Origin of the sequence: Shewanella sp. Iso12 (genome assembly GCF_012030025.1) — a bacterium.
GTDB lineage: Bacteria > Pseudomonadota > Gammaproteobacteria > Enterobacterales > Shewanellaceae > Shewanella > Shewanella algae.
Genome location: NZ_JAAUHW010000003.1, coordinates 63,954 through 77,024 on the forward strand (window position 1 = coordinate 63,954; position 13,071 = coordinate 77,024).

General features: G+C 55.6%; 7 protein-coding genes. 3 read left to right on the forward strand and 4 right to left on the reverse strand.

Features of this window, described 5'->3' with window-relative positions; translation table 11 throughout:
• Nucleotides 1–117: 117 nt before the first annotated feature.
• A complete protein-coding gene (locus HCX89_RS06950) occupies nucleotides 118–2,214 on the forward strand; it encodes a M13 family metallopeptidase (protein WP_167715475.1) in 2,097 nt (698 codons plus the stop codon).
• Nucleotides 2,215–2,285: 71 nt separating this feature from the next.
• On the opposite strand, the gene HCX89_RS06955 is transcribed toward HCX89_RS06950, so the two are convergent.
• From HCX89_RS06955 to HCX89_RS06970, 4 genes are all read right to left on the reverse strand, one after another.
• The gene (locus HCX89_RS06955) at nucleotides 2,286–9,242 is read right to left on the reverse strand and encodes an Ig-like domain-containing protein (RefSeq protein WP_167715477.1); all 6,957 of its coding nucleotides are present in this window, start codon (nucleotides 9,240–9,242) and stop codon (nucleotides 2,286–2,288) included.
• Between the two features lie 91 nt (nucleotides 9,243–9,333).
• Nucleotides 9,334–9,909, reverse strand: a complete 576-nt coding sequence (locus tag HCX89_RS06960) for a phage tail protein (RefSeq protein ID WP_167715479.1) — start codon at nucleotides 9,907–9,909, stop codon at nucleotides 9,334–9,336.
• A gap of 221 nt (nucleotides 9,910–10,130) precedes the next feature.
• On the reverse strand, nucleotides 10,131–10,622 hold the full coding sequence (locus HCX89_RS06965) for an N-acetyltransferase (protein WP_159352650.1): 492 nt from the start codon (nucleotides 10,620–10,622) through the stop codon (nucleotides 10,131–10,133).
• A 30-nt stretch (nucleotides 10,623–10,652) separates the two neighbouring features.
• Nucleotides 10,653–11,579, reverse strand: coding sequence for a pirin family protein (locus HCX89_RS06970; protein WP_107005873.1), 927 nt, complete (start codon nucleotides 11,577–11,579; stop codon nucleotides 10,653–10,655).
• 118 nt (nucleotides 11,580–11,697) lie between these two features.
• Here HCX89_RS06970 and HCX89_RS06975 point away from each other — a divergent pair, with 118 nt between their 5' ends.
• Together HCX89_RS06975 and HCX89_RS06980 are read left to right on the forward strand one after the other, a co-directional pair.
• Entirely contained in the window at nucleotides 11,698–12,213 is a 516-nt protein-coding gene (locus HCX89_RS06975; protein WP_107005872.1) for an NlpC/P60 family protein, read from the forward strand.
• Between the two features lie 16 nt (nucleotides 12,214–12,229).
• Nucleotides 12,230–13,069, forward strand: a complete 840-nt coding sequence (locus HCX89_RS06980; RefSeq protein ID WP_174840063.1) for a hypothetical protein — start codon at nucleotides 12,230–12,232, stop codon at nucleotides 13,067–13,069.
• Nucleotides 13,070–13,071: the final 2 nt, after the last annotated feature.

Below are 13,071 nucleotides of genomic sequence, written 5' to 3' on the forward strand. Positions count from 1 at the left end.
GGGGGCAATCTGCCTCATATCTTGTGACAGTTTTCTGCTTGGCCGCCAAGCGGTGAAATGAGATAGACTCGAAGATCAAACGCCTGAAACCCCATAAATAAGATCAAGGAAATTTGCATGTTCAAGCCCAATGCCATCGCGCTGTTTACCGCCGCGGCCCTGCTCGGCGGCCTGGCCGCTTGCCAGTCTCAAGATACAGCTTCAACCAAGGTGCCGTCTGTGGCTTCCAGTCAGGGAGAGGCCAATATAGGCATCAGTCTGGCGGCCATGGATACCAGTATTAAACCAGGAGATGACTTCTACAATTACGCCAATGGTCAATGGATGCGGGATACCAAGATACCTGCCGACCGAGCCTCCACTGGGTCTTTTCTGGTGGCTTTTGAATCGACCGAGCAGCACAAGGCCGAATTGATTGCTGAGCTGGTGGCCAAGCCCCATGCTGTCGGTAGTGATGAAGCGCGAATTGCCGATTTTTATCTGGCCTATACCAATACTGATGCCATCGAAAAAGCTGGCCTGCAGCCATTGGCGAATTACCAAAAGCAGATAGCAGCCCTGAAAACCAAACAGGCGCTATCGGCGGCCTTGGGAGCCAGTTTACGGGCCGATGTTGACCCGCTCAATGCCACCGACTATCACACTGAGAATCTGCTGGGGGTATTTGTCACCCAAGGGCTGGCGACTCCGGGAGAGGTATTGCCCTATCTGTTGCAGGGCGGGCTGGGATTGCCGGAGCGGGAATACTATCTGTCGGGCGATCCCAAGATGCAGCAACTGCGGCAGGCTTATCGCCACTATGTCGAGACCTTGTTGCAAACCGCCGGCATAGACAATGCCGGTGAACGGGCCGAGCGAATATTCGCGCTGGAGCTGAAAATAGCCGCCGCCCACGTCAGCCGTGAAGACAGTGAAGACTTTGCCAAATCATCCGCAGTTTGGAGCCGGGCTGACTTTGACACCAAGGCCCCGGGTATCGACTGGCAGGCATTCTTTGAGGCCGCGCAACTTGGCCAGCAGCCACGCTTTGCCGCTTATCATGGCCCCGCCATCCGCGCACTCTCGGCCTTGGTAGCTTCCGAGCCGCTGGCGAGTTGGCAAGATTGGTTGCTGTTCCACCAGATCAATAGCCACACAGATGTCTTGCCTTCGGCGCTGGATCAGGCGCACTTTGCCTTCTATGGCACGACCTTGTCAGGCACGCCTATGCAACGTAGCCGCGATAAGCGCGCCTTGGAGGCGTTGGATAATTATCTGGGAGATGCTGTTGGTCGCGCCTATGTGAGCCGTTATTTCCCGGCGTCGGCCAAGGCCAAGGTCAGCGAGTTAGTGGATAACATAGTCGATGCCTTCCATGGCCGGGTTGAGGCGATTGATTGGCTGGCACCGGCCACCAAACAGGAAGCCCTGGCCAAGGTTGATACTCTGGTGGTGAGTGTGGGCTATCCGGATAACTGGCGTGATTACAGCCATTATCAGGTGGGGCAGAGTGCTTATGCCAATGCCGTGGCCGGTGAACAGGCCGAATACGCTCATCAATTGGCCAAAATAGGCAAGCCCCAAGATAAAGGGGAATGGTGGATGAACGCCCAGATAGTCAATGCGGTAAACCTGCCGGTGCAAAATGCGCTCAACTTCCCGGCCGGGATACTGCAACCGCCGTTTTTTGATGCCACGGCCGACGATGCCTATAACTATGGTGCCATAGGGGCGGTCATCGGCCATGAGATCAGCCACAGCTTTGATAATAATGGTGCGGCTTTCGATTCCAGCGGCGCTATGCGCAATTGGTGGACTCAGGCGGACTTTGAGCATTTCGCCGCCCAAGGGGATGCCCTGGCCAAGCAGTTCGACAAATATGCGCCTTTCCCCGACTTGCATGTCAACGGCAAACTGACTCTGGGGGAGAATATCGCTGATGTAGCCGGATTGGCTGCCGCTTACGATGCTTACCGGGCGTCACTCAAGGGCAAAGAAGCACCTGTTATTGCCGGTTTTAGCGGTGATCAACGTTTCTTTATCGGTTATGCCCAAACTTGGGCAACCAAGATGCGAGATCAGGCCATGCGCCAACGTATTGCCACCGATGGTCATGCTCCCGGCAACTACCGGGCCCTGACTGTGCGCAATCTGGATGCCTGGTACCGCGCCTTCGATGTCAAACCCACAGATGCTCTCTATCTGGCGCCAGAGGACAGAGTCAAGATCTGGTAAGCCTACCGATAAGAAGACCACCATCAGGCGGTCTTCTTACATCCTGGCGGATCGCTTAAGCTAATCCAAGCTCAGAAAAAGAACTCCAGACCGATAAAGACACCGTCTACCTGATTTCTGTCCAACATATAACGACGGTAATCGGCTCTGATCGCCCACTGTTCGGAGAGTTGATATTGGCCACCCAGACCCCAGTAGAAGTCGACGCCGGAGTCGTCATAACGCAACTCTTGCTGTAGCCACTGGCTGCTGAAGTCGCTCTCCCAGATAAATATCCCGCCGTTGAGGCTGAAAGACCAGTCGTGGTATCGCCAAAAGCGGTATTCGGCTCCGGCAGTTACCCCGGAGGCCAGTTGCGGCCCAAGGTTGGCAAGTGATTGCTGCAAGGCCTGTGGGTCGAGTGTGCTGCCGGCCAGCATGAGTGAGGTTTCGCCCAAATCAAGATAGCCAAACTGCAGCGCCCAGGCATCATTAGCCTGGTAGTTCAGCGCCACAGACCAGGCGAAATCATCTTTGTCCAACTCCGTCAGTTTGACCTCTGTCGGTAAGGCCTGGTTGATATCCGACTCCGAGAGGCGGGCATGGCTGTAACCCAAGTTGAGGTTCACAGACCAGCGTGCCTGGGCATTGAAACTGACCCCAATTGCCAGTAGTAGCAACAGCGGCAGGCTTGCCAAACGCAGGCTTAAGTGCCTGAATCCTGCCATCAACAGCATTAGTGCCAAGGCCCAGGGGGCGACCGCCCCGCCGGAAGAGCGGTTTTCCACCACAACCTCTTGATAGGCCGTGACCGTCACTACTACCTGAGCGGTTGCCGAGGCGCCGTTGCCATCACTGACACTAAAGCTGATGATATCTGTGCCCGCAAAGCCGGTCTTAGGTTGATAGCTCAGCGTCTGTGATGTTGTGATGCTGACGCTACCGGATTGAGCCACAGCGCTTTCCAGCGTCAGGCTGTCGCCATCCGGGTCACTGGCAGTGCTCAATACATCCAGCTCTATCGCCGTCCTGTCGTCCGTGCCGGCGCTGCTGTCATTCACCACTGGTGCCCTGTTGTAGAAGACAACCAGCTCTGCATGGCTCATTGCCGTACCGCCCATGCCATCGCTGACGGTATAACTCAGCTGCGCGTTGCCGATAAAGTCTTCCGGCGGCGTGTACATCAGGCTGAGCTTGTCGTCACTGACACTGATCTCACCGATAGAGACACTGGCCTGCACCAGATAGAGGCTGTCGTTATCGGCATCATTATCGTTGGCCAGTACGTCCAGCAGATGTTGCTGATTCCATGGCAAACTAAAGCTGTCAGCCTGGGCTATGGGGGCTTGGTTGGCTGACAGCTTCACGGCAACGCCGCCCGGGTCGACTATGGTGCCATTGGCTTGGCCGTCACCGTCGTTGGGGCCACCATCCTGAATAAGCAGTTGCACACACCAATGACCTTCAGTAAGGCCACTCTGCCAGCTGGCATCACCCATTGGTGGACAATATCCGGGTTCTCCCGCGCTGCTAAATATCTGGTTGTTGGCATCTGTTACAAACTCCTGCCAGCCGGAAGCGACGTATTTACGGTATTGAGCTTGTGCCGGTATCGCCTGAACTTGCGGGATCACTATGCTGACATTGCCGCCATACTCACTGCCCTCGAGTTCGAAGTCGAATAAACCTCCGACAATTTTCCCTTCACTGTCATCTGGCAACATTGAGCCATCTTCCAGCTCAATACCCTTATCCAGCCGCTGTAGACTTAGCAGCCCCTTACGGGAGCAGATACCGGGTTGCGCCTCGGCCAGGTAGCTATTGGGGCGGCTGAGCTGTTCGGGGATCACATTACAAGGGTGATCGCCTTGCAGATAGGCCGGAATACCGTTGCCGTCCGGATCGCCATAGCCTTCGGCACTATCCGGTAAACGGTTGTCGTTGGCGTCTGTTTCCCCAAGAGCCGGTAGCTGTGCCAGCAGCAATAGCTTGAGACTCTTGCTGCTTCCCAGTTGGGGGGAACCATCGTCCATGGCGTTCAATGTCAGCGTCACAATCCCTGGAGCCAGCGTTGCGGGGTCAAAGGTGAACTCGTTTGCAGAGGTCGAGAGGTTTGTCATCGCTGGCTCGCTGGACCAACTGAGGCTGATGTTGTCTGCCGGGTTGGGGTCAGCGACTTCTGCCGTTACCGTTACCAAGCCATCCGAGCTGCTGACACTGGAGCGCATTTCACCCTGTTGACTGGCGCTCAAGCTGAGGTTGGGCGCCAGATTATTGTTACTGATGCGTATTTCAGTTGCGGCGTTGTGTCCGGGGTTTTGGCCATCGTCCAGAGTGATTGTCAGCGATTTTTGTTGCCCGGCGCTCAAGTCGGCAAAAACATTGAACTCCAGGCTGGTGGACATTTCCTGACTCAAGAGCAGGCTTCCGCTTGCAAGGTCATGATCTTGACCTGCAATCGCATCGCCGCTGACACTGTAGCGGATTTCCATCGGATACTCGGGGGCCGAGCCGTTGAGCAAAACCGGCACCTGCACCCGAGTGAAGTTGGCGACAGTTTTTGAGGCTCCCAGGTTAATCCTGGGGTACACGGTAACCAACTGCGAAGCTGTGGCACTTACCCCCTTACCATCTGTGGTTTTCCAGTAAGCCAAATGTTGGCCGGGAGCAAAAAACGGGAAGCCGTTCAACAAGGATACCGGAATGGGGTTGTCATCGCTGTCGATGGCGCCGACCCGACCCAAGTTTACCCGGGTAAACAGACCTGTGGCGTTGGCTGTGACATCGGCCGGGATATTGATGACGGGGGCTTCTGGATTACTGCCTTCTATGCTGAAGCTCACCTTGGCACTGTCATAAAACTCTCCGTCCGTGATGCTGTAGCTGAGTCGCACCTGACCATTGAAGTTTTCCGGCACTGTCAGTTGCAGCTTATCTCCCAGTACAGTAGTAGTGCCCAGGCTGGTGCTGATATCCACAATCGTCAGTGGATCGTCATCTGGGTCACTGTCGTTGGCCAGTACATCGAGCAAATAGATATTTTCCTGGCTGAAGGCCTGGGTTATCCGGTCGTGGTTGGCCTGTGGCGCTTGATTGACAGCCTTTACTTCCACACTAAATGGCGCCAAATCTGTACTGAGCGCACCATCCGAGACTCGGATAATGATGTTGTCACTAACGCCTACATGCTCCCGCAGTGGAGTACCGCTAAGCTCGCCGCTTGCCGTGTTGAAACTGGCCCAAGCTGGTTTGTTGCTGATGCTAAACGTCAGAGGGTCTTGATCCGGATCTGTGGCCGTGGGGATAAAGCTGTAATAGCTATCCTGATCTACGCTGCCGGCTGGAGTACCTGAAATACTGGGGGCCTTGTTATCCGGCTCCGGGGTTACAGTATTGGAGGGGCTTGAGGCCGGGCCTGTGCCTGCTATGTTGCTGGCGCTGACGGTAAAGCTGTAGCCGGTGCCGTTGCTCAGGCCGCTAACTGTCAGCGGCGATCCGGTGCCGCTGGCGGTGAGGCCGCCCGGGCTTGAGGTGACAGTGTAGCTGCTGATCGCCGCGCCGCCGGTACTTGCCGGGGCGCTGAAGCTGACCGTGGCGCTGGCATCAGAGGCAACGGCATTGACCGATGTGGGCACACCGGGCACCACGGCATTGACCGTAAAGCTCTGGGTCACGGTTGGCGCCGCATTGTAGTCGCTGTCCCCGGCTTGGTCGGCGTTAATGCTGCAACTGCCCGCACTGATAAAGCTGAGAGTGCCGGTAGTTGTGATGGTACAGACGCCAGTGCTGCCTGAGCTGAACACAGGCGTCAGTCCTGAGCTGGCGGTGGCGGTAAGGGTTGGCGTGGTGCCAAAGTCCTGCGCCCCCGGGTTGCTGAAGCTGATGCTCTGGTTTGCCTTGGGGGTCACAGTATTGGAGGGGCTTGAGGCCGGGCCCGTACCCGCTGTGTTGCTGGCGCTGACAGTAAAGCTATAGTCGGTGCCGTTGCTCAGGCCGCTAACTGTCAGTGGCGAACCGGCGCCGCTGGCGGTGAAACCACCCGGGCTTGAGGTGACGGTGTAACTGCTGATCGCCGCGCCGCCGGTACTTGCCGGGGCGCTGAAACTGACTGTGGCGCTGGCGTCAGAGGCAACGGCGTTGACCGATGTGGGCGCGCCGGGCACCACGGCATTGACCGTAAAGCTCTGGGTCACGGTTGGCGCCGCATTGTAGCTGCTATCCCCGGCTTGGTCGGCATCAATACTGCAAATGCCTGTAGTGACAAAGGTTAAGGTGCCGGAGGCCGTGATGGTACAGACGCCAGTGCTGTTGGAGCTGAACACAGGTGTTAGCCCTGAGCTGGCGGTGGCTGTGAGTGTGGGCGCGCTGCCAAAACTCTGCGCCCCCGGGTTGTTGAAGCTGATGGTCTGGTTTGCCTTGGGGGTCACAGTATTGGAGGGGCTCGAGGCCGGGCCCGTGCCTGCTGTGTTGCTGGCGCTGACAGTAAAGCTATAGTCGGTGCCGTTGCTCAGGCCGCTAACTGTCAATGGCGAGCCGGCGCCGCTGGTGGTGAGGCCGCCCGGGGTTGAGGTGACGGTATAACTGCTGATCGCCGCGCCGCCGGTACTTGCCGGGGCGCTGAAACTGACTGTGGCGCTGGCATCAGAGGCAACGGCGTTGACGGACGTGGGCGCTCCGGGCACCACGGCATTGACCGTAAAGCTCTGGGTCACGGTTGGCGCCGCATTGTAGCTGCTGTCTCCGGGCTGATCAGCATCGATACTGCAATTACCCGTGGTGACAAAGGTTAAGGTGCCGGAGGCCGTGATGGTACAGACCCCAGTGGTCGTGGAGCTGAACACAGGCGTCAGTCCTGAGCTGGCGGTGGCCGCAAGGGTTGGCGTGGTGCCAAAGTCCTGCGCCCCCGGGTTGTTGAAGCTGATGGTCTGGTTTGCCTTTGGGACTACCGAGTTGGATGGTGCGGATGGCGAGCTTGTACCCACGGCATTGATGGCCTGCACAGTAAAGGTATAACTCGTGCCGTTGGTCAGGCCTGCAACCCCTATCGGCGAGTTGGCGCCACTGGCGGTGATCCCGTCTGGAGATGAAGTCACTTGGTATGAGGTAATTGCAGAACCACCATCACTTGCCGGCGCCGAGAAGTTGACCACGGCTTGACCATCCAAGGCAGATGCCGTGCCTATGATGGGGGCACCGGGAACAGTAGGGACGGCAACAGTATGAACATCGCCAGAGGTGTAGGCTGCCGGCCCACTGTTGGCCTGAGCATCGCTGATGTTGGTTGCTGCTTTCAGATCCAGGCGCAGCGAACCGTTACCGCTGATATTGTTGATAGTGACAGTAACGCTGGTGCCTGAGCTGGCGGATACCGACGCAATATTGCCTGCGGCAGAACCAGTGTTGGTCAGGTTAAAGTCGTCGGTCGAGATATTATTGGCCAACTCATTGAAACTAACTGTGTAACTGATGCTGGTTGCGGTATCTGCGGGTGAGCCATCGATAGTCATGCCGGTCACTTCCGGAGCAAGGTCATCCACGACTGTGATACTAAAGGCTTTTTCAAATGTGGCATTGCCTGAATCTGTCGTCTGCACCCGGATGCTGTAACTGCCGCCAACCAAGGTGGAGGCATTGTTGGCTCTGAGGGAATCACCACTGAGATTGAAGCTGCCATTGTTGGTGTCACCATTCCCGGCAATCAAGGCATAACTGAAACTGTCACCAACATCGGCATCCGTGGTTGTCAGGGTGCCCACCACAGCATTGCTGCCGCCGCTTTGGCTGACTGAGTTGTTGGAAAGCGAGATATCTGTTGGGCTTTGATTACCGCTGAAGGCTCCAGTGACACCCAATGTAACACCGCTGCTGCTACCGTTAAGCAATGCTCCGTTAGTTTGGCTGTCATTGACAACTGTGCCGCTGGTTTCGTTGAGTTTCCAGTAGCCAATCAAGCCGGTTTCATTGCCCGCCAGCTCGAGCTGGCGGTTATTTTGAATTTCGGTTTGAGTCCGCGCCGTGCTCCAAAGGCGGATGTCATCTATTTTGCCGGTAAAGTTGTTTACCGAACCATGATTTTGAAGACCGGCGACCAGGTTGTTGACGTTTGCCGCTTGATAATCCGGCACTGTGTTGTTGCCACCCATGTCGGCAACACCAATACCTGTGGCTTGGCCATCCAGATAAAAATCCCACAGGCCGTTGTTGAAGACAAAAGCAAAGTGATACCAGACATTGGTTGAAATAGTGATTGGATTACTTTGGGTCAAAGAGCTGAAGTCGCCGCTCAGATCAACCGTCATTGTATTGTTATATATGATAAAACCACCGGCATCGAGTGAGCCGGTAATATCCATCAGATTGATGATGCCTGAGGTGCTGGAAAAATTGGCCCACATTTCCAGGGTAAAGGTGCTGTCATTGGCGAGTGCAGAGGCGGCATTGGTGAGGGTAACCGCATCACCGTCGGAGAATTCGTAAGCTGTGTTGGACAATAGCGTATTAAACCCTCTCACTTCACCGGAAAACAATGTCCTGGCAGCCATGGTCGAGGCGGTGGAGTATTCGAGTTGCCAATCACCGCCAAGACGCTTGTTGCCTGTGGCGTTGGTTGAGGCCAATACGGGCCGGGCTAAAATCGAGGCCAGATTATCGACAAAGGCTTGGCCCTTTGGATCCTGAGCCAAGTTGCAGGCGTACAGATAGAGGGGGGCACCCGGTAGTAGCAGTTGATCCAACTGGGTGGCCAGTTCCCGCGGCGCCAACTTGTGGCCTGCCAACAGTATTTCGCCGCTTTTACCGTGAGTGATCAAGTGTAAACCCGAGTACTTCTTGTCTTGGGCTATCAAGGCGTTGAGTTCGGTCAGTTCGGTAATGGGTCTAGAGGTGAGGGCCGTGGTAGATGCCTGTTCCAGCAAGGTTTGATATTGAGAGATTGTGGCATCGACCAAGATGAGCTCAGCCTTTGTCCCTGGTTCTGTGACGCTCTTTGCTTGTACAAATGGCAACAGCAACAATGTCACCAGGCTTAATATCCGTATTAAAGAGTTCATGGTTTTGGCAGCCCTGAATAGTCCGGTGTTAGCTTGAGCAATTTAACGGCAGCAGGAAAGCACACTTCCAACTGCCGTTGATTGTGATGCTTTATGTTCTGGGAGGGTAAATGCCTTGTAAGGCAATGATGAAGTTCACCACGGTTAACGGCTGGCGCAAGTCGACAGTGTCACTGTTGCCTGTTGTGTTTGTGTTGCCATCCAAGCTGACTGGTGACGGTTTCATACTGGTGTCCGCCGTGGTGCTGTATGCTTCCAGAGCATTGAGACCGCTGGCAATCTTGGCCGGTACTGTATCGGGGCCTGGCTCATCAGTGGTGCCGCTGCCGGTGGATGCCAGTGGGCTGACACTGGCATTGATTGAGTCAATGGCGTGGCTATGGGCGGGCAACTGGGCTGTTGTCAGATTGGTATCCTCGGCTCCAAGCATCTGCCCTTGGTTGTATAAACTGGTGCCTGGACTCTGGCCAAAGCTGACGGGTACCCGGCCGCGAAGATCCGGCAGCTTGAAGGTGCTTACTCCATCACCGCCATACATAGTGCCCAATAAAGAGAATAAAGCCGTATTACTGGCAATGCTCATTGTCTGTCCGGCGCACAGTGCCCAACCTGGCGGAGCATAGTTGAAGCCCACCATACGAATTTCGCCGATAAAGTTGTCTGCCATGATATTCACTCCTTGAAAATGAAGGCTTGGCTTGAGTAAGCCCTCTTGATGATGTCCATTTACCTAGAGGTGTCGCTGCGAGGCAGTGACAGGTCTCCATAAACACTGGTACACAAGTCTGAAAATAACAAGTTGGTTACTTGATTTTAACTTTGGTTGGGTGGTTGGCAGAGAATTGCGGAGGGAGGTAAGTTGTATCTTTGCAGGCCAGCAGCTGGTACTTAGTGGCAGTGCCAGCGCATCAATTCGTGAGTCTCGGTAACATCCTGGGTAACAAAGCCTTTGTTCAAGTACAGTTTTTTCGCTTGCGGATTGTCCCTGGCGACCATCAGGGATACCGCCAGTTGCTTTAGCTGGGCCAGAGATTGAATGGCGTTCAGCAATTCGCTGCCCAGGCCTTGTCCCCGATACTCAGGTAACAAAGCCATATCCAGAATATGCAGTGCTTCAGTACCCGTGTTTAGGGTGAGTATTCCTGCCGCTTGCTCTTGTACCCGGAGTATTTGGGTAATGGCGTTGGGATAGTGATTCTGGAACCAGGCTTGTTGCAGCTGAAACTGTTGTAACAACAGCACCTGAGCCATCTCCTCGGGTAGGCCCAGATGCAGAAAATAACTGCGGCAGGAGTTGAAGACTTTTTGGATAAAAGCTGTGTCTGCGGCCGTGGCCATTGAGGCCGACAATTGGTACTGAGGTGTGAATTCAAGTTTCATAGTGTGCCCATCCTTGAGCCAAAAGATTGATTACCAGGGGATCGCCGGGGGTAACAGGCGTTTACCCCGGTAGCCGGGCACGGCTGCGAAGCGGGGATCTTCGGCCAGCCATTGCGCTTGAGCCGCGGCAATTTCAGCCTTGCTGTGACCAACAAAATTCCACCAGATGGTGATGGCTTCTCCCAGTGGCGCACCGCCAAGCAGCAAAATCCGACTTTCGGGCGCCAATTCCAGACTAACCTCGGTGCGATTCAATCCAAGATAGGTCAAAGTGTCTTGGGCAAAGGGTTCACCATCAACTTGCATGCCGCCTTCGAGCGGCATCAGGCCATACTCGAAACTGGGATCCAAAGGCAGATTCAATAAGGCGGAATCATGGCTCAAGAGATCCAAACCTATGATGGGAGAGAAATGTACTGCCGGAGACTTGCGCTGTAACCACTGACCTATCAGCAGGGTGAAGTCGACCCCGGCTTCGGTCCAACGAGGCAAGTCGGCATAGTGATCGAATCTGGGCTGGGTATCTTTGTGGGCCTCGGGAAGGGCAATCCAGAGCTGGGCCGCATGTAACTCAGCATGCCCCGGCTGCGCTTCTTCGGTATGGGCAATGCCGTGGCCAGCGGTCATCAGGTTGACTTGTCCAGGGCGGATAAGTTGCTGACTTCCCAAGCTGTCGCGGTGCAGTATTTCGCCGGCCAGCATCCAGGTGAAGGTTTGTAAACCTATGTGCGGATGGGGACCTACATCCATCAAGGGGCCTGAAGATGCCGGGCCAATATGGTCGAGAAAGCACCAAGGACCTATCAGGCGCCTGGCTTTCTGGGGAATGGCCCTGGCAACCGGAATGCCGCCGACATCATCGAAACGCGGTTCCAGCTTCTGGATCTGTTGTCGGCCATCCTTACTGGAATATTCCCTCGAGCCGGCGTAAAACGGCGGTATTTGCCTGTCACCCATATAGCCTCCTTTGCGATAACCCGCTTCAGTTAGACTCGGGCATTTACCCGATTTTTGCAAATAGCGGCGGCTTATTGCACATTAGGGGTTCTTCAATGGCATCTGAGTTGGAACGAGCATGCAGCTGTGGCAGATATTGGCGACATTCCTGTTGTTGGGCGCCCTGAGTGGCTGTTCCGGTCGTCCCGATCCTGTTTCCGCTCCGGCTACTGTGGCTAAGCCCCAAGACGGCAACGAGTCCGAAGCCAAGCGCTCTGAGCAAGCGCCCCTGTCACAGCAGCGGCTGCTGACGATGCAGCGAGAATGGCATGGGGTTCCCTATCGTTTGGGAGGCATGAGCAAGCGAGGTGTCGACTGTTCGGGCTTTGTCAGCCTGACTTACCGGCGTTTGACCGAAATCATGCTGCCGCGCACAGTGGATGAACAGCGCAAGCTGGGGTTTGCGGTCAAGAAAAGTCAGCTCAAGGTTGGCGATCTCCTGTTCTTCAAGACTGGCTGGAGTAGCCGCCATGTGGGGATCTACATAGGTAACAATGAGTTTATGCACGCCTCTACCAGTCAGGGGGTGATGATCTCATCGCTGGATAACAGCTACTGGAAGCAAAAATATTGGCAGGCCAGGCGCCTGCTCTAGTGTCGGGAGAAGGGAGATGGATAGCCTGTTGCTCGCCAAAATAGCGACCGCTATCATAGCCGTGGTGGGCCTGTCGCTGGTAGCTGAGCGGGTCAGCCCCAGAGTGGCGGGTATTTTGTCCGGCTATCCACTGGGTACGGCTATCGCGTTGTTTTTTATCGGCATTGAATTGGGTGAGCCCTTTGCCGCCGCCAGTGCCATCGCGGCCTTGTCCGGTTTTATCGCCTCGTTGCTGCTGATTTGTGGTTATGCCCTGGGTATTCGTCTCGGCGGTGAGCGGCCACTGCCTTTGGTGGCACTGCTGGGGTCAGGGCTGGGATTGCTGGCATTTGGCCTCAGTGGCTATCTTCTGAGTCTGTTGAATCTCAATCTCCTCGGCGGAAGCCTGGCACTGCTGCTGGCGATAGTGCTTGTGGGTTTGGTGCTTGCCAAAATACCGGATGCCACAGTAGCCAAGCCCGTTCGCCTCAGCCCACTGGTATTGCTGCTTAGGGCTGCGGCGGCCGCCATGATAGTGCTGTTGGTCACGGCAGCGGCCAAACTGTTGACGCCGGCTCAGGCCGGTATTCTGGCCGCTTTCCCCATTACGCTTTATCCGTTTTTGTTGATCATTCATCTGGCCTATGGTGCGCCGCAGGCGCAAACCATTATCAAGCATTATCCCAGAGGACTGGGGTCGCTCATGTGTTATGTGATTGCGGTGAGCTGGCTCTATCCGCTGCTCGGCATTGCCTGGGGAACTGTGCTGGCGTTTGTGGTGGCGACCCTGTATCTGTTGGCGTTGAGCGCCTTGCACCGCTTGAAAACCAAGCCTCTTGAGACTCCCGCCACCGAGACGACAAAATGCTCCCGCTGATG